The following is an 18,326-nucleotide window of genomic DNA, read 5'->3' on the forward strand; positions in this document are numbered from 1 at the left end:
ACGCTCCATGAACGATTCGTTCACGCTTTGTGAACTTTCCTCTTCTCCAGCTCCTCTCTCAGCCTCTCGTTCTCCTCTCTCAGCTCGCTTCTCACAGCCAAGAACCTTTCCTTATCCTTTTTTGCTTTCTCGTAGAACTCTCTCATCTCTTCCAGCTGGTTCTCCATCTCGGATAGTTTTTTCTCAAGCTTCTTGAGCTTTTCACGTAGGTACTCTTCCCTTTCCGCCCTAAGGGTTTCCTCGGTTTTCTCGAGGTTATCCAGGATAAGTTTCTCGACATCCAGTCCTTTCAGGGCTTTGAACTTCTCTTTGGGTAAAACCACAACTATCTCGCTCATTTTCTTCTCCTCTCCAGCTCGGTCTTCCTGTCGTAGCAGGTGATGTAAAAAGCCAGCAGGCCCTTCCATTTACCGTACGGCTCAAGGATCTCCCTAACGTTTTTCTCCTTGACTTCCTTCACGCTCTTTCCGAATATCTTGGCTATCCCCCTTCTCAGCCCCAAATCTCCAGCTGGGTAGGTGTTCTTCCTCAGACCGTAGGCAAGGAACAGCTCGGCCGTCCACTTTCCTATCCCATGAAAGCCAGTTAGATAATTTATAGCTTCTTTCTCGTCCAATTCCCACAGATCGAGCTTCAGCTCACCCTTCATGTAGAGTTCCGTAAGGTGCTTTATGTATTCCGCTCGATAACCGAGCTTGGCTTTTCTAAGCTCGTCGAGAGTTAGAGAGGCTATCCTTTCGGCCGCTGGAAAGGCGTAGATCTCATCGACTTTTTCACCGGCAATTTCCACGAGATTCCTTATCGTCCTCTGCGCGAAGTCGAAGTTTACCTGCTGTTGCGCTATCACCTCAACGAGGGCCTGATATTGGGAAGGTGCGGCGGGAACCGTTAGACCCTTGAACTCCTCGGCGAGGAAAGAAAAGGGTGAATCACCTATCTCTGAGTAGAACGAATCAAGGTCGGTGTTAAGGCCGAGGATGAAAGAGATCTTTTCCCTTGCTTCTTTTCTCTCCCTCTTACTCCATGTCCCGGGGAAGAGAAAATCCCCGTTGTATGTTGCGACCCCGATTACACCGTTTTCCAATCTGAGGGCCTGATAGAATGTATCCCCTTCGAGCTTCCACGTGCCGTTCTTTATCATTTCGCTTGCGGTCTTCCTAAGGTCAATCACTCCCTCCACCCCATCACCCTCGACTGGTAGTGCTGCTTTGGGAAGATTGTGAGTGGGTCGATCCCTTCCTTCCTCAAGAAATACCTCAACTCGACCTCATAGTCGCTCTTCTCAAGCTCCTCGCTCTCGCGGATTTCAACCATGAAGAGCTTCTCGGTTAATTCCCTTATCGTCTTGTAACCGAGGCCAAGGAGGGGCCTTATGTAGGCGACGTTGAAGCGATCCTCGAGCGAGCGGGCTTTCGGAAGGTCAAGGAAAGGAACCCTGTCGTCCCTCCGCGTTCCGTCGCTTATCCTTTCGACTTCAGGAAGGGAGGCCAGGGCCTCAAGGGCCTTTTCGTGGATGAACTGGATGGCGTTGTTTGGGTGTCCGTCTTTCACTGCCATTTCCGCGGCTTTTTCTAAAATCTCCGTTGGCAGATAGAGCACCCTGTGCTCAAAGCCGAGTCTCTCAGCCGTCTCCCTCGCGTACTTCCAGCTGTCAAGGATGCCAAAGTTCACCGTGACGAGCTCGACATCGTAGCCCATTCTGGTTAGAATCCATGCGGCCAAGCTCGAGTCCTTGCCCCCGGAGTAGAAGTGGTGCACGATCATGGTTTCACCGGAGGAGGTTTGTATGTCCCCTCTTAAATCCTCCCCCGAAAGGGTTATTAGGAAATCCGGGTAATACCATATTGGTGAATGTAATGCCAGTTGTCACTAAGAAATACCAGGTTACGATCCCCAAGGAAGTTCGAGAGAGTCTGGGCATCAAAGCAGGGGATGAGGTGGTTTTTGTACGCAAGGGGGATTCATATGTACTGATGAGGCTGGATGACCTTTTGAATGAGTTCACGGAGATCATGGAAGGGGTCGATGAGACTGTTGAGGAGAGCAGAAGGGGTATTGCACGAGGTATCGAGAGAACCCTGAGGGAGCTGGAGGGAGAGGAGTGAAAGTTGTACTCGACACCAACGCTTTTAACGACAGAAAATTCCTTGAGTGGCTCATGGGATCCCCCTTCCAACCGGTGACGAGTTCTGTGGTCTACATGGAGGTTTTGTATAGGTATGCCAGGAGAAAGGGATTGCCTGAGGCCAGAAGCAAAGTGAAAGCAGTTTTCGAGTCCCTTTCCTTGGAGATCCTAGACTTCGATGAAGAATCCGCGGAAATAGTCGTTCAAAATGCCCTCGGCCGCTGGGACTTCTCCAAGAACGCGAGGGATTACATGATAGGTTCACTCGCGCTGAAGCTGAACGCCCCGCTCGTCACACACAACAAGAGGCACTTCGAGTGGCTCCCAGAGGTGTACACACCCGAGGAGTTCATGGAGAAGTTTGGATCTTGAGTGGGTACAACATCTTTAAAAGGCCAACCTTTATAAGGCCTTCAGCAAACCGCGAGAAGCTTAGAGGTGAGAGATATGGAAAAACGCTTACCCGGTAACGTGAGGAGGGCCATCCGTGCGAGATACTACGATATTCCCCCGCGAGCGTGGGTGGGGAAGAAGGGATTAGATGACGGCGTGATCGAGGAGATAAACACCCAGCTTGAGAAGGACGGAGTCCTCAAAGTTGAGATAAGGAAAGGCGCGCTCATAAGCACAGGGCTTGATAGGAAACAGCTGGCTGAGAAGGTCGCGGAGCTCACCGACAGCGAGCTCATTGAGGTTCGCGGCAAAAGGTTTATATTGTTCAAGCCGAGGGAAGGCTGGGAAAAGTATTTAAGGAAGCTCCAGAGAAAGGAGCTTTCGAAGGAGAAGCGGGAGGAGAAGCCCGTTCGCAAGGTCAAGCTCGACATCGCTGGATTCAGGAAGAAATTCAGAAAAGGGAGGGATTGAAGTATGGCGACGGTTTATGACGTTCCCGGTGATTTGCTCGTTGAGAGGGTTGCCAAGGCCCTGAAGGAAGTGGAAGAGATAAAGCCGCCCGAGTGGGCCCCCTTCGTCAAGACCGGAAGGCACAAGGAGAGGCTTCCAGAGCAGGAGGACTGGTGGTACTACCGCGTTGCCAGCGTCTTCAGGAAGGTCTACGTTGACGGGCCCGTTGGTATTGAGAGGCTCAGGACCTGGTACGGGGGAAGAAAGAACCGCGGTCACGCTCCAGAGCACTTCTACAAGGCCGGCGGAAGCATTATAAGAAAGGCCCTCCAGCAGCTTGAGCAGGCTGGCTTCGTCCAGAAGGTTCCGGGCGAGGGAAGGGTTGTTACCCCAAAGGGCCAGAGCTTCCTCGACAAGATAGCCACCGAGCTCAAGAAGGAGCTCGAAGAGCAGATTCCGGAGCTCAAGAAGTACTGAGCTCCGTTCCCCAACTTTAACTTCCCCTTTCTAACCTGGTTTCTCCCGCGAACCCAATACCTTTTTAACCGGGGGACCAACCTAAGCATGGAGGTGAGACCATGGCCGAGGACATCGAGGAGATCAGGAAGAGGAAGCTCATGGAGCTCCAGAAGAAGTACCTCGAACAGCAGAAAGCTCAGGAGGAGGCCATAAAGCAGGAAATGGAGCTTGAAGCTCAGCTTGAGGCGATAATGCGGAAGATCCTCACCCCTGAGGCAAGGGAGAGGCTCGGTCGGGTTAAGCTCGTAAAGCCCGAACTTGCGAGGCAGGTCGAGCTCATACTGGTTCAGCTCTACCAGGCGGGCCAGATCAGGGAACCGATAGGTGATGATAAACTCAAGAGAATACTGGCACAGATCGATGCCAGGACTAGAAAGGAGTTCCGTATCAAGTGGTAGCGGAAGGTGACCGGATGGACGTCAAGAGGATCATAGAACTCCTCGATTCCAAAGGCGAGGTGAGCCTCGACACCTGGAAGGCCGTCTCGGTTAAGAACAACCGGGATGGGACAGTGGATATTCTCTATCGCAACCTCCACCTTGGAAGCGATGAAGATCCGGTCTTCCTCTGGATATACGCCAACCTAGTTGAAGACGGCGACGAAGACGTTAGGGTTCTCGAAAGGATAACCTTCAAGAGGGAGGATCTGGCGTGGATACTCCGCTACATCCCTGCCAAGAAGAACGGGAAGAGAAACCCTGAGGAAGGTTTATAAGGCCTATCCCGATAGGGCCGGCCGTGGGGGTGTTTGAGTGAGTAAGAAGAGGGTCTGTCCTGTTTGCGGCTCCACGGAGTTCATCTACGATCCAAGCAGGGGAGAGGTCGTCTGTAAGGTTTGCGGTTACGTTATTGAGGAGAACGTCGTTGATATGGGGCCCGAGTGGAGGGCCTTTGATGCGAGCCAGAGGGAGAAGAGGGCACGCGCGGGCGCCCCAGAGAGCATACTCCTTCACGATAAGGGCCTCTCCACGGATATAGGAATAGACCGTTCCCTTACCGGCTTGATGAGGGAGAAGATGTACCGCCTGAGGAAGTGGCAGAGCCGCCTGAGGGTCAGCGACGCCGCCGAGAGAAACCTGGCCTTCGCCCTGAGCGAGCTGGACAGGCTGGCCAGCAACCTGCGCCTTCCGAGGCACGTTGAGGAGGAGGCCGCCCGTTTGTACCGTGAGGCCGTTAGAAAGGGCCTGATAAGGGGCCGCTCCATTGAGAGCGTCATAGCGGCCTGTGTCTACGCCGCCTGCAGGCTTCTCAAGATCCCCCGAACCCTTGATGAAATAGCTGAAGTTTCTCGCGTCGACAAAAAGGAGATAGGCAGAAGCTTTCGCTTCATAGCGAGACACCTCAACCTCACCCCAAAGAAGCTCTTCGTTAAGCCGACAGATTACGTCAGCAAGTTTGCAGATGAGCTGGGATTAAGTGAGAAGGTTAGAAAGAAGGCCATAGAGCTCCTTGAGGAGGCATACTCCCGGGGTTTAACCAGCGGGAAGAGCCCGGCCGGCCTCGTTGCGGCGGCGCTCTACATAGCCGGCCTCATGGAGGGGGAAAAGAGAACCCAGAGGGAAGTGGCCGAGGTGGCGAGGGTCACGGAGGTCACAGTCAGGAACAGGTACAAGGAGCTCATAGAAAAACTAAACCTGAAGGTGCCGATGGGCTGATCAGCCGAACCAGCTTTCCAGTGTCTTCTGCTTCCCCGCTTTTACTGCTTTCTTCAGTCTTTCAAGACCGTTCTTCACCCTCTCCTCGCTGAAATCGTGCTCGTCGCACAGGAACTTGAGGATTCTTTCTTCATCGGGCTCTCGCCACTTGAGCTCGTATTCGTCGGTAACCGGGGGATTGAGGAAGAACTCCTTTATGGCGTAGAGGTCGACCTCGCTCTCCTTCTGGTACCTGGCGAGGGGGTCTTTACTCCTCTTGACTATCGTCAGGGCCTTCTTTGGCCCGATGCCCTTTATCCCGCCGGGGTTGTAGTCGGTTCCTATTAAAATCGCCATCTCGATGAGCTTCTCCCTGTCTATGCCTAGTTCTTTGAGCACCTCATCCAGAACGACCAGTTCGGGCTTGACATCGACGTAGACGTTCTTTCCGGGGAGCTTTCTCCTCCCGGTTATCGTGAGGTTTCTCACGAGCCTTGGGGCCCCGAAGAGGAGGGAGTCGTAGTCCTGACTGGCCGATGCGTAGACCCTCTTTCTGGCCGCCATGTACGCCGCCTGGGCTTCTCCCTCGCTTGGGGCCTGTACAACGGGGATTCCCATAAGCTCCAGGAGTTTTTTGGCGTCGTTGATTAACCCTTCATTAACGCGCGTCGCCCTCATGGCGTACTTCTTGGCTTCTTCAAGGTCTCCCCTTTCTAGCGCTTCGTGCCACTTCTCTTCGGCCTCTTCTCGGGCTTCCCTTCTCTTTTCTATCTCCCTCTTCTTGAACTCAGGAGGTTTGCCGTCAAACACATAAGCGGGCTTCACCCCAGCTTCCATGAGGTTTATGGTCCTGTAGAAAAAGCCGCTGAGGTGGGAGGTTATCCTTCCCTTTGAGTCCATTAGCGGTGTTCCATCGCGCTGCCTTATGATCGAGAGGAACTGGTACATGGCGTTGAAGGCGTCGATAGCAACTTTTCTGCCGTAGAGGTTCTCGATTCCAATCTCCTTCCGAGGCACAAGCTCTCCGATCTGTACTCCCATCCTTCCCCACCTAGAGAAAAGTTGGGATGAGGGATATTTAGCCTTTGCTTCTGCCCACATCCCCCTCATTGATTGGAGGACCACTGTTTATTTATTCCATGCTCAATAATGAACCTCTCCTCCTCTGAGATCCTCCGCCTCTCCTGGACGTATATCCATCCGAGGACGAATATTACGGCCGCCATGCTAATCAACGTCTGCCATCCCAGGGCGTTGTAGTCCGCGGTTATAACCAGCTTTCTGACTATGGCCACAACGCCGAGTTCGGCCACGCGGCGCATGCTGACGTGGTGCTCCTTGATGTAGAGGGAGAGCAACTCAAAGAGCTCCAGGAGGATTATGACGAGGAGGAACTCGTGGAGCGCCTCCTCCACGTCGGTGCCGTGGAGCATGATAAGCGTGAGGTCGTAGAGCATGTATGCAACGTAAGCCATGGTGAGGAGTGCCAGGATTATCACGACCAGGTCAAACGCAAGGGACATCCACTTGAGTGCCGCAGTCTGAAGGGGGGTCAGCTCTCTCTTTGGCTTTTCGATTATCCCCATTAGACCACCCTAACTGATTGCATCCCTTGGTTTAAATCCTTTTTTGCCTTTAACGGCTGTCGATTCAATCATCGTCAAAATGAGAAGGGAAAGGTTTTAACGGCTTTCACAGACGTAAAACTGTAAATGTCATCTGAGGTGATAGAGATGGTTGACCAGAACATAGTTGCCCTGTTCAGACCGAAGAGCATCGCCGTTATCGGCGCTTCAGAAAAACCTGGCAAAATCGGATACGCTGTCATGAAAAACCTCGTTGAGTACGGCTATGAGGGCAAGATCTACCCTGTCAACATCAAAGGGGTAGAGATTGAGATAAACGGAAGGAAGTTCAAGTCCTACAAGAGCATCCTCGACGTTCCGGACGAGGTTGATATGGCCGTCATCGTCGTCCCGGCCAAGTTCGTTCCCCAGGTGGTTGAGGAGTGCGGAAAGAAGGGCGTCAAAGTTCTCCCGATAATCAGCTCTGGATTCGGTGAGCTCGGCCCAGAGGGCAAGAAGGTTGAGGAGCAGCTCGTCGAGACTGCCCGCAAGTACGGCATGAGAATCCTCGGCCCGAACATCTTCGGCGTCGTCTACACCCCCAAGAAGCTCAACGCCACCTTCGGCCCGACCGACGTCATGCCGGGCAAGCTCGCCCTCATCAGCCAGAGCGGTGCCCTCGGTATAGCCCTTATGGGCTGGACCATCCTTGAGAAGGTTGGCCTCTCGGCGGTTGTCAGCATTGGAAACAAGAGCGACATCGATGATGCGGACCTGCTTGAGTACTTCGAGGATGATGAGAACACCAATGCAATCCTCATCTACATGGAGGGCGTTAAGGACGGAAGGAAGTTCATGGATGCAGCTAAGAAGGTCAGCATGAAGAAGCCTATAATCATCATAAAGGCCGGAAGGAGCGAGCGCGGTGCCAAGGCCGCAGCTTCCCACACCGGTTCACTCGCCGGTTCAGACAAGATATACGAGGCCGCGTTCAAGCAGAGCGGCGTACTCAGAGCTCTTACCATCGGAGAAGCCTTTGACTGGGCGAGAACACTCAGCAACCTCCCAGAGCCCGAGGGAGAGAACGTGGTCATACTCACCAACGGCGGTGGAATAGGCGTTATGGCCACCGATGCCGCCGAGGAGGAGGGACTTCACCTCTACGACAACCTCGAGGACCTCAAGATCTTCGCCAACCACATGCCGCCCTTCGGAAGCTACAAGAACCCGGTCGATTTAACCGGTATGGCCGGAGCAGAGGCCTATGAGGGAGCCGTCCGCGATGCACTCGCCAACCCGAACATGCACAGCATAGCCGTCCTCTACTGCCAGACAGCGGTCCTCGACCCAAGGGACCTAGCAAAGATAGTCATCCGCGAGTACAACGAGAGCGGAAGGAAGAAGCCGCTCGTGGTAGCCATCGTCGGCGGCATAGAGGCCAAGGAAGCCATTGACATGCTCAACGAGGAGGGCATTCCGGCCTATCCGGAGCCGGAGAGGGCCATCAAGTCCCTCGCGGCCCTCTACAAGTGGAGCAACTGGAAGAAGAAGCAGAAGAAGGAGTGAATCTCCTCTTCTCTTTTCTGGATATTTTACCCAAAGATTTTTATGTGCATCAGGAGTAATATTTGTGATGTCCTATGTACAGGAAAATAGTTTACGTTCTGGGATTTTTGCTGTTATCCCTGGGTGCAGTCCTAACGGCAACTTACAGTCCAGCAAACTGCGGCGGCCTGGCCTGCATGCTTCCATCATCCGTACTCTTTGACGCAAACTTGAACACAACTCCCGAACTCGCCTCTTCTGGGGGAGGTTTTGTCTTTACCTCGAATTACTCACTGAACGTCTCAAGATTTGTCGTGGTTCTAGACTCTCCCGCGGGGACTTCGTTCCACATCGAGAATGACGCTCTGGTTCTAGAAAGCGGTCCACTGAAGAACCTGACCTTCATCTATTCCAACGGAACCCTTGAAATCCGGAGAGATGAAAGGGGAAAGAAGCCTGTGAATCTTCGGCGGCTGATCTTCAGAAAGGGCCTCAAAGTGGAGTCCCTGACCGTTTACGGCGATCCGAGGGAGTACCTTGACTTCGAGTACTGCTCCAAGCACTTCGATGAGCTCAAGAGGGAGTGCGAGGAGAGCGGTTCTCCCGCGTATCAGCTCTACTCTGGTCTTCTTCTGATGGTTTTCGGCCTTGCGGTCTTTGGCTTCGGCATGCTACGGGGAGTTCCTGAAGTGATTTAAGCCCTTCCCCCAATTTTATTGTCGGGTGGTCTCATGCTCATAACCCTGATGAGCGATATTCACTCCAACTGGGAGGCCCTTCAGGCGGTCTGGAAGGAGGTTAGAAAAGCGGATGTGATACTCTGCATGGGTGATTTGGTCGGCTACGGAGCGAATCCAAACGAGGTCGTGGAGTTCGTCAGGGAGCAGATGGAGAAGAGGGAGTTCCTCTGCGTCCGGGGCAACCACGACAACGCGATAGCCTTCGGAGCGGAGTGGGGCTTCAACCCCTACGCGAGGGAAGCGGTTCGGTGGCACCAGCGGGTCATGGGCATTGAGAACCTTGATTTCCTGAGGAGGCTCCCAGTGAGACAACTGTTCACCGACGACACCGGGAGGAGCTACCTTCTCATCCACGGCTCGCCAAGGGCACCTCTCGATGAGTATCTCTTCCCCTGGCTTCCGGATAGCGAGTTTAACTCCGTTTTGAGCTACGTAAGGCAGGACGATCTCCTTGTCGGCCACACTCACGTCCCAATGCTGAAGCTGATAGGGGAGAGACGCATCATCAACCCCGGTGGTGTTGGTCAGCCAAGGGACGGGGACTGGAGGGCTGCTTACGCCATCATAGACACGGAAGAGGAACCGCCGGATAACGTGGAGTTCCGCAGGGTGGAATACGATGTGGAAGAAGCGGCGAGGAAGATAGTGGAGGCGGGCCTTCCGCGGTTCCTCGCGGACAGGCTCTTTGAGGGCTATTAACGGTGCCTTATACCGCGGAGCTTGGACTTAACCGCGAGCTTGTTGGAGTCGATGATGATCACCTCACCTATGCTCCTAACTGCGCTCACCGGTATCAGAAGGAGCCCCTCGTGATCGGTGACGAACTCGCTGGTGTCGAGGTCTTCGTCGGGCTCGGCCACGATGACGAGAAGCTCTCCAGTTTCCTCATCGAAGCTGAGGTCGTAGACCCAGCCGAGTCTTACACCCGTATCTGTAATCAGCTCCACATCCCTGAGCTTTGAGGCGAGGATCTTTACCATCTTCTTTCACCCCTTGTTTTATGCACATTCCTTTGTGGATTTAATCGTATAAAACTTTTCCGATGTCTTTATACCGACGGAATTCAGGGAAAGTCTTTCCCACAAAAGCAAAGGAGAAAAAGCAGGGAGTTCAGATCCCGGCTCCAATGTCCTCCGCGATGTCCGGGAGGTCGAGGGTGAGGAGCTTGACCTTGGTCGGGATTCCGTCCCTGCTCCAGCCCCTTGCCTGGTAGTATTCATCCAGCATCCTGTCGAGCTCCCAGGGCGGGACGTGCAGGCCCTTGCTGACTCCCTCTGGGATCGGCTCCCACATGATCCTGTACGGGAGCGTGTCGTCCTTCCTGCTGAAGCCCTCCCTGACGTTGAATGCCCTTGCGACGTTCATGATCCTCTCTCCGACGGTTATTATCTCGGCCTCGCTCATGTGCATTCCGGTCACTGCCTCAATGAGCTCCGGGAAGCCCTCGAGGAAGTACATGTGCCTTGAGAACTTGCACACTCCAAGGGCATCGTAGACCGCCATGAGGTTCTCGTGAACGGCTATCTCGTATCCCTTGTTCTCGCCCTTCGTCCTGTCGATTCCGTCGAACTTCCACCACTTGCCGACGAGCTCGGTTCCGTAGGCTCCGGCAGTTAGGTGGTCGGCACCGCGGACGCTGACGGCGAACGCTAAAGCCATTCCCTTTATGCCGCGGACGTCGTAAGCGGGCGGCTCCATTCCCTTGACGTGCATGGCGAACTTCCAGCTCTCCTTTCCAAGCCTCTCGCTGGCCCTCTTGACACCATCGGCGAGGAGCTTTCCGAGGTTGCCCTCGCGGTAGGCCATCTTTCTGAGGGCCTCAACGGCTGCCTCACCGTTGCCGAAGGTGAGCTCTATGCCGTCCGTGTCTTCCTTGGTGAGGAGACCGCGCTCATAAGCTTCCATTGCCCAAGCTATCGTGACACCGGCCGAGATGGTGTCGAGGCCGAGCTGATCCGCGAGGTAGTTGAGGTAGGCAACGGTTTCAAAGTCGTCTATCTCAAGCACACCGCCGAATGAGTAGAGGGTCTCGTACTCGGGACCGTCGACCTCAAAGGTTCCCCACTTCTGGCTCTCAACGTGGACGTACTGGCTGCACGGCTTGTTACAGAGCGGGCACGGCTTCCTTCCCTTCCTGTACTTCGGTGCCCAGAAGTAGGGGTCTATGCCGATGTGCTCCCTGCCCTCCTCCTTGGCCTTCTCGTAGGCCTTCTTGAAGAAGCCCATCTGCCAGTTCCTGACCGGGAAGGTGCCCCTCTCGCGGTTCATCCAGTCGAGGAACTCGCCGCTTCCGTAGTCCATGTCGGCCTTGGTAGCCGGGTGGTCCTTGAAGATGAGCGCCCACTTCTTTATCAGCTCGCGGAGCTTCTCTGGATTAGCTATCGGAACCTTCTTGCTTCCCTTTACAAGTATTCCCTTGAGCTTCTTGCTTCCGAGAACTGCACCCGGACCGCCTCTGGCGGCCTGCCTGTCGTCGGTCTCGATTATCGAGATGAGGCTTAGCCTCTCGCCGGCGGGACCGATGAAAGCGGTAGCGTAGCCGGGATACTCTTCCTTGGCCTTGCTCCTGGCCTCTCCGGTGGTGAGGCCCCAGTAGCCGTCGGCCGGGACTATCTTTACCTCGTCATCGTTGATAACGAGGAGAACGGGTTCATCGCTCTGCCCCTCAATGATGAGCATGTCGTAGCCGGCTCTCTTGAGCTGAACTCCGAGCTCGGCACCGGCCATAGATCTGCCGTAGCCGCCTGTGAGCGGGCTCTTGAAGTTGAAAGCGGTCTTTGAACCGGTTCCGATTCCGGTGTCAACGAAGAGACCGGGGGTTATTATCATCTTGTTCTCCGGCCCGAGCGGGTCCGCTCCTTTCGGAACCTCGTCGTAGAGAATCCTGGTTCCAAAACCGACACCGCCGAGGTACTTCCTCGGGAAGCCCTCTGGGAGCGGTTCGACTTTGGTCTCTTTGGTAGTCAAGTTGACCCTAAGGATCTTTCCCCAGTATCCACTCATATAAGATCACCCACGCTCAGTAATGTGCAGGTTCTAATAAACCTTTTGGGTTCACAGAGAGCTTTAATTCTCTCCAGATCTGAAAACACTCCCGTTTAACGAAAAAGGCCAAATAAGCTTCCATATTTAGCGCCGGCACATGAAAGAGTTTTCGGGCTCTGGTGAAAGAGCGAAAATTCTTGCATGAAAAATTGATAAACCCGAAAATTCAGAGCTTCCACGGCTCAAGGGATATCCCCCTATCGTTCAGAAACTGAGTCACCTTATCTACCTCTTTCTCGTCCTCTGCAAAGATTATCAGCCCTATGTACTTCCCAAAGCCCTTTGGGGACGAGTGTATCCTGACGTTGAATTCCTCCAGGGCTTCTTTGAGGAGAGGGGCCAGTTTGCTCTCGTCGGTTATCTCCGCCAAAAACTTCCTCTGGACGAACTTCCTCTTTCCAAGCCTCGGGAGAACCTCCTTTTCGAGCATTGCCTTCATCTCCCTCGGCATGCCTGGGAGGACGAATATCTTAACGCCATCGTGCTCAATGAAAGCCCCCGGCGCGGCACCTTCGGTGTTCTCAAGCGGCTCCGCCCCCTCCGGCAGGTAGGTCATCTTCCTCCGGCCCTCGTTGAGGTTTGGATCGTCTATGTATCCCTCCCTATAAAGCTTCTCGTAGAAGACCTTTATCCTCTCTAGACACTCCTCACATTGGACTAGCTTTCTCTCAAGTGCCTCAGCAACAGCCAGCATTGTAACGTCGTCGTGGGTCGGCCCGAGGCCGCCTGAGATGACGAGGACTTCAGGTTTTCTGCCGAGTATCTCCATAACAGCTACCTTTATCTCCTCAACGTCATCGCCAACCGTTGTTATCCTCCTCACCCAGTAACCCCTCTCCGTCAGCTTTGATGCTATGAACGCCGCGTTGCTGTCAACGGTGTTGCCGCTCAAAAGCTCATCTCCGATGGTCAAAATCTCAGCGAACATCTGGCCTCACCTCAGCCTAGTTCCGAATCCGTCCCCCCTGATGGCCCCAGCCAGTCTTCCGGGGATTTTCCCGTTCACAAACCAGACCTCCGAGTAGTTGGCCATCTCGTAGGCCTTCCTCAGCTTGTTGCATATCCCCCCGGTGACGTCCGTTCCGGAGGCTGTGCAGTTGAGGCGATCTAGAAGGCTAGGAACTTCGTCTCTGGCAAGCTCCTGAATGAGCGTCCCCTCACCGGGTTTTCCGTCGTAGATGCCGTCAACGTCCATGAGGAATACGGCTTTCTTCGGCCTGAGCATCTTCGTGAGGTACGCCATTATTTGGTCGCCTGAGAGGATGTCTATTCCTTGGGCAACATCAACCGCTACATCCCCGAAGAGAATTGGGACGAAGTCCAGTTCAAGGAGCCTCTCAATGACCTCTATGTCGGCGTAGATTATTTCTCCCCTTTCCGTTAGGAAGATTGAAGACGTTGAAACCGAAAACGCTGGCAGGTTTTGGGAGAGGAAGATGTCGATGAACCTCGCGTTCGCCCTCAGCATCGACTGATGGGTGAGGGAAAAGCCCCTCCTCTTTCCCTGATCCGCTTCCCAGTTCCCAGAGAGACCGTCCCGTATTGCGTGCTCGCTCGCGTGGTAGTGGCCGAAGCTGCCGCCGCCGTGAACCACTATGAACTCCTCGTTTGGATAGAACTCGGCAATCTCCCCGGCGATTCTCCTCACGGTTTCAGTGTCAAAGTTCTCCGCTTCCCCAGCCTTGTTGCTGAAGACGCTTCCTCCGATCTTTATGAGTATCATGGCAACACCCAAAAAAGAGTTGAAAAAACAGTTTAAGAGTTTGTTGGACCCACTCAGGCGAGCTTTACTTCCATCATTTCAATACCAGGGTTAAGGGCTTTTGCAACCCTAACAACGTCCGTTCCGCTGGCCCTTTCAATTTCGATCACTGTTGTCGTAAGCTCAGCTACCAGGGGAATTATGTACGGCGAAACCTCTTTCATTAGAGTTCTGTTTATAAAGCAGAAACCCTTAACGCGCTCATCTCCGACGTGGGAAAGCATTGTGTTTACTATGTTCAGTATCCCCCTCCTTGACTCGGCGAAGAGCATCATGAGCTTTTCAAGGCCCAGGACTATCATAACTACATTGCCATCCTTTACCGCGCTTTCGTACGTTCTGGAGAATGCCTTTTCCCCAACCGTCGATCCCGTTATATTAAGCTGGCCTATAACATTACCCACAACGGTTCTACCGCCTATCTTTATAACGTCGATATCTTTGAACTTTTCCACGTTCATTCCATTGAGCCTCATGTGCTGGTAGTGAAGGTAGAGCGTATCGAGGATGTCAACGATAACTACTTTATAATGCCTTTTCTCTGCCCATGAGGTCAGATAGTAGAGGCTCCTAACGGGTGTTGAATATCCGGAGTACTCAATCATTACTATCTCCCCGAACTTTATACCATCGAGTACTCCCTCAAACTCACCCACGGCCTTCTCCATCCTCTCACCCCCATGATGGTGAAGGACATAAAGCTTATCTCACCGAACGGAATGGAATGTATGGAATATTTTAAAACTTTTTGTGACTAAAAATGTCCAGGCCGGCTCAAATCTATAACTCCCATGATTGCCTTTAAAACAGAAAAAGGAGCCATACACTTCCAAAAAATGATTATGGGGTGGTATAAGCGGATTATACCTCCACCTCCTCAATCCTTAAGCCTTCCCTGCTTATCCTCGTCACCATCGGTGTCCCGCCCGCTATCGTTATGGCGGTTGCAACCTCGCTCTGCTTTCCTGGTGCGAGTGCGTACATACAGCCGCCTCCTCCAGCCCCGGTGATCTTAGCTCCAAGTGCACCCGCTGTCCTGGCCGCATAAACCAGCTCGCTCAGCTTTTTAGTTGAGACGCCGAGGGCATCGAGGAGGCCATGGTTTATGTTCATCAGCTTACCTAGGGTCTGGAACTTCAGCTCTCTATCAAGGTCGGAAGTGATGACGTCTTTGGCCTTATCAACGAGTCTGCCCATTGAATTCAATATTGGCTCGAATATCTCTGGCATCTCCTCGTAGTTTCTCCTGACCATTGCCACGAGCTCCTTAGTCGAGCCGCTCGAACCGGTGTAGCCTACAACGATCGGGAGCTCCATGAAGGGTAAATGCCCAAACTTCCCACCCTTGTAGTGAATGAAGCCGCCTATGGCAGAGACCGTCGGATCTATGCCGCTCGATGCACCCTGGACGAGGAGTTCAACTTTATGCCCGAGCTTTCCAACTTCCTCGTTGCTCAGCTCGAGGCCGAGAAGCCTTGAGACGGCACCGATGGTGGCCACAGCAACCGCCGCGGAGCTTCCCAAGCCAGCGCCAACGGGAATCTGGGAGGTTATTGAAACCGTTATTCCCCTCCCGTTTACGTCCGCCTCTTCCTTCACCAGCTCTATCGCCTCCCGGACGTAGCCGAGAACTTCAGCGGCTTTTCCATAGTCGCTCTCGAAGTAGATGCTGTCCTCTGTAAAGGAAACTATTAAGCCCGGCGTCCTTATGTCGTGGGCCTCTATCTTTATCGCTCCAGTGTCGTTGAACTCAGCCCGAACGTACGTCCTGAGGTCTATGGCCGCCGCTATGGCCGGCTTCCCATAAACGACGCTGTGCTCCCCAAAGAGGATAATTTTAGCCGGTGCCGAGGCGAGAACCCTTTTAGCGCTCATCTTTGACCCTCCAAAAGCCGTTTTAAAGCATCTTCAAGCTGTGGGAGATCATTCTGGAGTGTATACCAAACTATCGAGAGATCAACACCGAAATAAGCGTGAATCAGCCTGTCCTTCATACCAGCTATCTCTCTCCAAGGCACTTCGGGGTGCTTCTCCTTGAATTCGGAGGGCAAATTCTTTGCGGCTTCGCCGATGATTTCAAGGTTTCTCAAAACAGCGTCTACTGTCTTTTCATCCTCGATAAAATCCTCATATGCCATGCCTTCGGTGTATCTTTGTATCTTTTCAATGGCCTCAGGAACCTCTTCAACGTAGAGAAGGGGGTCTCTCATAGGTATTTCACCTCTCTCAAAACATGCTCCTTGATCCTTTTTTTGAGAGCCTGTGGAGTTACCAGGTCAACCCTTACGCCCAGAAGGCTTTCAAGGTACTCCTGAAGGCGGATAAAGTCTATCATCCCAATCGGACTCTCAAACTCGACCAGAATATCCACGTCGCTCTCCGGCTTCTGCTCACCTCTCGAGTACGAGCCAAAAATCCCGATTCTCTTTACTCCGAACCTTCTACGAAGCTCGCTCCTATGCAAGCGGAGAATCCTTTGGACATCGGAGAGGTTTCTTACCCTGCGAGTCTGCATGGTAGAAAATATTGAAAAACCCTTATCACACTTTCGCTAGCGCCTGAAGACTATGCTCGCGTATCCCACAACCGCCTCTGTGCTCCTGCTGACCTCGAAGCTCGTCGTGTAGTGGAGGAGTTCAGCCTCAACCGCTCCAGCCAGGCGGGAATAGACTATCGCAGTCCCAACTCCGCCCGGTCCGCACATCGTGTGGTTCATCTCTCTTATCCCCCTGAACATTCCCTTGACGTCGAAGTCGAGAATCCTCCTGATTATCCTGAAGTCCCACTCCTTTATCCTGTGGGGAAGTTCGTCAGCTCTAACTCTGAAGGGCACGTAGCCGTAGACAGGGCCGTAGTGCATGAAGTCCGTGCTGGCTATGACAACCACGTCCCTGCCGAGTTCCCTGCTCGCCTCGAAGATGGCCCTTCCGAGGTCTTCGGCAACTTCTTCGTCCTGCATTCCAAGGACTATCGGCACGATTTTGACTTCCTTTCCAGCCTTCTCAGCTAGATACTGTATAAACGGAACCTGAACCTCGATGGAGTGCTCGTATCTATGCGCGAGGTCGTCCAAGTCGGCTATGCCCGAAATCTTAGCTATCTCCTTTGCCAGCTCTCCGTCAACCTCTATCTCGCCGAGCGGTGTTATCCACGTGCCCGGTGGGTGGATTGCTATGGGTGAACCAAGACCGGTGTGGTTCGGTCCGAGGATTATGAACGTCTCTGGAAGGCCGTCCTCAAAGATAGCCTTGTAGGTTCTGCTCGCTGTGTAGCCCGAAAATATGTAGCCGGCATGAGGCGCAACTCCAGCCGTTATCCTCCTCTCGCTTCCTTCTTCCCCAAGGTCTTTGAAAAACTCGTTCAGCATTCTAACTAACTCCTCGTCAGCGGGGTAGAAGCTTCCGGCAACGGCGGGATACCTGACTGTCATACTCTCACCCCCAATTGTTAGTCATCCTCAGGGTTCAAATACCTTGGGTTAACTTGAGCCCCGAACCAGTTAGGGGGAGTAGGATCTTCGAGCCGTCTGGTATCTCCCCAGTTTCAACGAGTTCCCACAGTGCCGCCAGGACGACCGCCGAAGTCGGCTCCACGAGGAAACCCGCTTTTCTGAGCCACTTCAGTGCGTTTTCTGTCTCGTACTCGTCGACACTCACGCATGTCCCTCCCGTTTCCTGCAGGGCCCTCTTCATCTCTTCTCTCCTTGGGGGCTCGGGAATCGCTATTCCGTCGGCAAGAAGATTTTGAATCGGTGAGCGCTCGCAGAGGCTTTCGTATCCCGAAGCCTGCACCGCTATCAGCCTTGGGATCTCGCTAACGACGCCCATTTTCCTTAACTCGAAGAATCCCTTCCAGAGGCCTAGGAGGAGTGTTCCACTTCCGGTTGGGGCGAAGACGTAATCAGGGACTCCAACCTGCTCGTAAGCCTCGAAGGCGGCAGTTTTCGTTCCCTCGATGAAGTATGGGTTGAGCCAGTGTGAGGCGTAGGTTATCCCCTCGCTCTCTGAAAACTCTACCGCCCTCTCGTGAACTTTCATCCTGTCCCCATCTATGAAGTGGAGAACCGCACCGAGCCTTTGTAAGAGGGATATCTTCTCCGGGCGGGCGTCGTAGGAGAGGAATACGTGGACGTTTATGTTGGCGGGGAGGGAGTAGAGGGCCAAGCTGAGCGCCGCGTTGCCCGAGCTGTCTATCGCAACCTCGTCTATCCCCTCCTCAAGGAGCTTTGAAACCGTTACCCACGTCCCCCTATCCTTGAAAGATCCGCTCGGCTGGAGGTATTCGAGTTTGAAGATGGCCGTGACGGTCTCCAGGTTCAGCTCGCTCACTGGCGTTATCGCGGGCGTTGCTGGGGGGAGCAGAGAGCCGCTTATCGGGAGGAAGTTGATGTACCTCCTCATATCTAGGTACGGCTGAAGGTTCCCGAAGAAGTCGAAGTAGTTCCTCTCGACCAGCAGTGTGCCGCCGCAGCCGCACCTTAGGATGAACCTCTCGTCGTACTCCTTTCCACACCGCGTACACTTCAGCATTCTCCCACCCAAGGGTTTT

The 18,326-nt window shown here is 53.6% G+C and carries 25 protein-coding genes; 10 read left to right on the forward strand and 15 right to left on the reverse strand.

Annotation, left to right across the window (positions count from 1 at the left end):
* Positions 1 to 20 precede the first annotated feature (20 nt).
* Genes A3L09_RS04190 through A3L09_RS04200 form a run of 3 tightly spaced genes read right to left on the reverse strand, consistent with a single transcriptional unit; the run spans position 21 to position 1,764 of the window.
* The gene (locus tag A3L09_RS04190; protein ID WP_088857766.1) at positions 21 to 338 is read right to left on the reverse strand and encodes a hypothetical protein; all 318 of its coding nucleotides are present in this window, start codon (positions 336 to 338) and stop codon (positions 21 to 23) included.
* Entirely contained in the window at positions 335 to 1,171 is an 837-nt protein-coding gene (locus A3L09_RS04195; RefSeq protein ID WP_232473579.1) for a DNA-3-methyladenine glycosylase family protein, read from the reverse strand. The genes A3L09_RS04190 and A3L09_RS04195 overlap by 4 nt, the downstream gene beginning before the upstream one ends.
* Entirely contained in the window at positions 1,168 to 1,764 is a 597-nt protein-coding gene (locus A3L09_RS04200; protein WP_088857767.1) for a DUF7411 family protein, read from the reverse strand. Before A3L09_RS04200 ends, A3L09_RS04195 begins: the two co-directional genes overlap by 4 nt.
* Positions 1,765 to 1,856: 92 nt before the next feature.
* Here A3L09_RS04200 and A3L09_RS04205 point away from each other — a divergent pair, with 92 nt between their 5' ends.
* The 7 genes from A3L09_RS04205 to A3L09_RS04235 all read left to right on the forward strand — a co-directional run bounded on the left by A3L09_RS04205 (position 1,857) and on the right by A3L09_RS04235 (position 5,142).
* Complete coding sequence (locus A3L09_RS04205; protein WP_088857768.1) at positions 1,857 to 2,105, forward strand: AbrB/MazE/SpoVT family DNA-binding domain-containing protein; 249 nt, start codon at positions 1,857 to 1,859, stop codon at positions 2,103 to 2,105.
* On the forward strand, positions 2,102 to 2,497 hold the full coding sequence (locus A3L09_RS04210) for a type II toxin-antitoxin system VapC family toxin (protein ID WP_088857769.1): 396 nt from the start codon (positions 2,102 to 2,104) through the stop codon (positions 2,495 to 2,497). The genes A3L09_RS04205 and A3L09_RS04210 overlap by 4 nt, the downstream gene beginning before the upstream one ends.
* 75 nt (positions 2,498 to 2,572) lie before the next feature.
* Positions 2,573 to 2,989 carry a YhbY family RNA-binding protein gene (locus tag A3L09_RS04215; RefSeq protein ID WP_088857770.1) on the forward strand — a complete coding sequence of 139 codons (417 nt, stop codon included), beginning with the start codon at positions 2,573 to 2,575 and terminating at the stop codon, positions 2,987 to 2,989.
* 3 nt (positions 2,990 to 2,992) lie between these two features.
* Positions 2,993 to 3,445 (forward strand): 30S ribosomal protein S19e, encoded by a 453-nt coding sequence (locus A3L09_RS04220; protein WP_088857771.1) that lies wholly within the window; start codon positions 2,993 to 2,995, stop codon positions 3,443 to 3,445.
* Between the two features lie 101 nt (positions 3,446 to 3,546).
* Positions 3,547 to 3,885 (forward strand): DNA-binding protein, encoded by a 339-nt coding sequence (locus A3L09_RS04225; protein WP_088857772.1) that lies wholly within the window; start codon positions 3,547 to 3,549, stop codon positions 3,883 to 3,885.
* A gap of 14 nt (positions 3,886 to 3,899) precedes the next feature.
* Entirely contained in the window at positions 3,900 to 4,202 is a 303-nt protein-coding gene (locus tag A3L09_RS04230; protein ID WP_088857773.1) for a hypothetical protein, read from the forward strand.
* Between the two features lie 37 nt (positions 4,203 to 4,239).
* The gene (locus A3L09_RS04235; protein ID WP_088857774.1) at positions 4,240 to 5,142 is read left to right on the forward strand and encodes a transcription initiation factor IIB; all 903 of its coding nucleotides are present in this window, start codon (positions 4,240 to 4,242) and stop codon (positions 5,140 to 5,142) included.
* Here the strand turns inward: A3L09_RS04235 and fen are convergent, their stop codons facing one another.
* Both fen and A3L09_RS04245 read right to left on the reverse strand, forming a co-directional pair.
* Complete coding sequence (gene fen, locus A3L09_RS04240; protein WP_088857775.1) at positions 5,143 to 6,162, reverse strand: flap endonuclease-1; 1,020 nt, start codon at positions 6,160 to 6,162, stop codon at positions 5,143 to 5,145.
* A gap of 65 nt (positions 6,163 to 6,227) precedes the next feature.
* Positions 6,228 to 6,707, reverse strand: coding sequence for a phosphate-starvation-inducible PsiE family protein (locus A3L09_RS04245; protein ID WP_088857776.1), 480 nt, complete (start codon positions 6,705 to 6,707; stop codon positions 6,228 to 6,230).
* Between the two features lie 147 nt (positions 6,708 to 6,854).
* Between A3L09_RS04245 and acs the strand changes: the two genes are divergently transcribed.
* From acs to A3L09_RS04260, 3 genes are all read left to right on the forward strand, one after another.
* Entirely contained in the window at positions 6,855 to 8,252 is a 1,398-nt protein-coding gene (acs, locus tag A3L09_RS04250; RefSeq protein ID WP_088857777.1) for an acetate--CoA ligase alpha subunit, read from the forward strand.
* 74 nt (positions 8,253 to 8,326) lie between these two features.
* Positions 8,327 to 8,929 carry a hypothetical protein gene (locus A3L09_RS04255; protein ID WP_088857778.1) on the forward strand — a complete coding sequence of 201 codons (603 nt, stop codon included), beginning with the start codon at positions 8,327 to 8,329 and terminating at the stop codon, positions 8,927 to 8,929.
* A gap of 33 nt (positions 8,930 to 8,962) precedes the next feature.
* Positions 8,963 to 9,670 (forward strand): metallophosphoesterase family protein, encoded by a 708-nt coding sequence (locus A3L09_RS04260; protein WP_088857779.1) that lies wholly within the window; start codon positions 8,963 to 8,965, stop codon positions 9,668 to 9,670.
* Here the strand turns inward: A3L09_RS04260 and A3L09_RS04265 are convergent.
* The 10 genes from A3L09_RS04265 to A3L09_RS04310 all read right to left on the reverse strand — a co-directional run bounded on the left by A3L09_RS04265 (position 9,667) and on the right by A3L09_RS04310 (position 18,307).
* Positions 9,667 to 9,951 carry a PRC-barrel domain-containing protein gene (locus A3L09_RS04265; RefSeq protein WP_088857780.1) on the reverse strand — a complete coding sequence of 95 codons (285 nt, stop codon included), beginning with the start codon at positions 9,949 to 9,951 and terminating at the stop codon, positions 9,667 to 9,669. The genes A3L09_RS04260 and A3L09_RS04265 overlap by 4 nt on opposite strands.
* A gap of 130 nt (positions 9,952 to 10,081) precedes the next feature.
* Entirely contained in the window at positions 10,082 to 11,974 is a 1,893-nt protein-coding gene (locus tag A3L09_RS04270; RefSeq protein WP_088857781.1) for an aldehyde ferredoxin oxidoreductase family protein, read from the reverse strand.
* A 208-nt stretch (positions 11,975 to 12,182) separates the two neighbouring features.
* Positions 12,183 to 12,944, reverse strand: coding sequence for a molybdopterin-binding protein (locus A3L09_RS04275; protein ID WP_088857782.1), 762 nt, complete (start codon positions 12,942 to 12,944; stop codon positions 12,183 to 12,185).
* A 6-nt stretch (positions 12,945 to 12,950) separates the two neighbouring features.
* The gene (locus A3L09_RS04280; RefSeq protein WP_088857783.1) at positions 12,951 to 13,739 is read right to left on the reverse strand and encodes an isopentenyl phosphate kinase; all 789 of its coding nucleotides are present in this window, start codon (positions 13,737 to 13,739) and stop codon (positions 12,951 to 12,953) included.
* A 53-nt stretch (positions 13,740 to 13,792) separates the two neighbouring features.
* Positions 13,793 to 14,446, reverse strand: a complete 654-nt coding sequence (locus A3L09_RS04285) for a DUF257 family protein (RefSeq protein ID WP_088857784.1) — start codon at positions 14,444 to 14,446, stop codon at positions 13,793 to 13,795.
* 193 nt (positions 14,447 to 14,639) lie between these two features.
* Positions 14,640 to 15,653 (reverse strand): mevalonate kinase, encoded by a 1,014-nt coding sequence (locus tag A3L09_RS04290; RefSeq protein WP_088857785.1) that lies wholly within the window; start codon positions 15,651 to 15,653, stop codon positions 14,640 to 14,642.
* On the reverse strand, positions 15,650 to 15,988 hold the full coding sequence (locus A3L09_RS04295) for a HepT-like ribonuclease domain-containing protein (RefSeq protein ID WP_088857786.1): 339 nt from the start codon (positions 15,986 to 15,988) through the stop codon (positions 15,650 to 15,652). The genes A3L09_RS04290 and A3L09_RS04295 overlap by 4 nt, the downstream gene beginning before the upstream one ends.
* The gene (locus A3L09_RS04300) at positions 15,985 to 16,293 is read right to left on the reverse strand and encodes a nucleotidyltransferase family protein (RefSeq protein ID WP_088857787.1); all 309 of its coding nucleotides are present in this window, start codon (positions 16,291 to 16,293) and stop codon (positions 15,985 to 15,987) included. The genes A3L09_RS04295 and A3L09_RS04300 overlap by 4 nt, the downstream gene beginning before the upstream one ends.
* Before the next feature lie 36 nt (positions 16,294 to 16,329).
* The gene (locus A3L09_RS04305) at positions 16,330 to 17,208 is read right to left on the reverse strand and encodes an MEMO1 family protein (protein WP_088857788.1); all 879 of its coding nucleotides are present in this window, start codon (positions 17,206 to 17,208) and stop codon (positions 16,330 to 16,332) included.
* Positions 17,209 to 17,242: 34 nt separating this feature from the next.
* A complete protein-coding gene (locus A3L09_RS04310; RefSeq protein WP_088857789.1) occupies positions 17,243 to 18,307 on the reverse strand; it encodes a pyridoxal-phosphate dependent enzyme in 1,065 nt (354 codons plus the stop codon).
* Positions 18,308 to 18,326 lie beyond the last annotated feature (19 nt).

Origin of the sequence: Thermococcus profundus (assembly GCF_002214585.1) — an archaeon.
Lineage (GTDB): Archaea > Methanobacteriota_B > Thermococci > Thermococcales > Thermococcaceae > Thermococcus > Thermococcus profundus.

What these genes read in the sequence shown, in the direction of transcription:
- A3L09_RS04190 (WP_088857766.1), bottom strand. Translation starts at nt 338, where the DNA reads ATGAGCGAGATAGTTGTGGTTTTACCCAAAGAGAAGTTCAAAGCCCTG.
- A3L09_RS04200 (WP_088857767.1), bottom strand. Translation starts at nt 1,764, where the DNA reads ATGATCGTGCACCACTTCTACTCCGGGGGCAAGGACTCGAGCTTGGCC.
- A3L09_RS04205 (WP_088857768.1), top strand. Translation starts at nt 1,857, where the DNA reads ATGCCAGTTGTCACTAAGAAATACCAGGTTACGATCCCCAAGGAAGTT.
- A3L09_RS04215 (WP_088857770.1), top strand. Translation starts at nt 2,573, where the DNA reads ATGGAAAAACGCTTACCCGGTAACGTGAGGAGGGCCATCCGTGCGAGA.
- A3L09_RS04220 (WP_088857771.1), top strand. Translation starts at nt 2,993, where the DNA reads ATGGCGACGGTTTATGACGTTCCCGGTGATTTGCTCGTTGAGAGGGTT.
- A3L09_RS04225 (WP_088857772.1), top strand. Translation starts at nt 3,547, where the DNA reads ATGGCCGAGGACATCGAGGAGATCAGGAAGAGGAAGCTCATGGAGCTC.
- A3L09_RS04230 (WP_088857773.1), top strand. Translation starts at nt 3,900, where the DNA reads ATGGACGTCAAGAGGATCATAGAACTCCTCGATTCCAAAGGCGAGGTG.
- fen (WP_088857775.1), bottom strand. Translation starts at nt 6,162, where the DNA reads ATGGGAGTACAGATCGGAGAGCTTGTGCCTCGGAAGGAGATTGGAATC.
- A3L09_RS04245 (WP_088857776.1), bottom strand. Translation starts at nt 6,707, where the DNA reads ATGGGGATAATCGAAAAGCCAAAGAGAGAGCTGACCCCCCTTCAGACT.
- acs (WP_088857777.1), top strand. Translation starts at nt 6,855, where the DNA reads ATGGTTGACCAGAACATAGTTGCCCTGTTCAGACCGAAGAGCATCGCC.
- A3L09_RS04255 (WP_088857778.1), top strand. Translation starts at nt 8,327, where the DNA reads ATGTACAGGAAAATAGTTTACGTTCTGGGATTTTTGCTGTTATCCCTG.
- A3L09_RS04260 (WP_088857779.1), top strand. Translation starts at nt 8,963, where the DNA reads ATGCTCATAACCCTGATGAGCGATATTCACTCCAACTGGGAGGCCCTT.
- A3L09_RS04265 (WP_088857780.1), bottom strand. Translation starts at nt 9,951, where the DNA reads ATGGTAAAGATCCTCGCCTCAAAGCTCAGGGATGTGGAGCTGATTACA.
- A3L09_RS04270 (WP_088857781.1), bottom strand. Translation starts at nt 11,974, where the DNA reads ATGAGTGGATACTGGGGAAAGATCCTTAGGGTCAACTTGACTACCAAA.
- A3L09_RS04275 (WP_088857782.1), bottom strand. Translation starts at nt 12,944, where the DNA reads ATGTTCGCTGAGATTTTGACCATCGGAGATGAGCTTTTGAGCGGCAAC.
- A3L09_RS04280 (WP_088857783.1), bottom strand. Translation starts at nt 13,739, where the DNA reads ATGATACTCATAAAGATCGGAGGAAGCGTCTTCAGCAACAAGGCTGGG.
- A3L09_RS04285 (WP_088857784.1), bottom strand. Translation starts at nt 14,446, where the DNA reads ATGGAGAAGGCCGTGGGTGAGTTTGAGGGAGTACTCGATGGTATAAAG.
- A3L09_RS04290 (WP_088857785.1), bottom strand. Translation starts at nt 15,653, where the DNA reads ATGAGCGCTAAAAGGGTTCTCGCCTCGGCACCGGCTAAAATTATCCTC.
- A3L09_RS04295 (WP_088857786.1), bottom strand. Translation starts at nt 15,988, where the DNA reads ATGAGAGACCCCCTTCTCTACGTTGAAGAGGTTCCTGAGGCCATTGAA.
- A3L09_RS04300 (WP_088857787.1), bottom strand. Translation starts at nt 16,293, where the DNA reads ATGCAGACTCGCAGGGTAAGAAACCTCTCCGATGTCCAAAGGATTCTC.
- A3L09_RS04305 (WP_088857788.1), bottom strand. Translation starts at nt 17,208, where the DNA reads ATGACAGTCAGGTATCCCGCCGTTGCCGGAAGCTTCTACCCCGCTGAC.
- A3L09_RS04310 (WP_088857789.1), bottom strand. Translation starts at nt 18,307, where the DNA reads ATGCTGAAGTGTACGCGGTGTGGAAAGGAGTACGACGAGAGGTTCATC.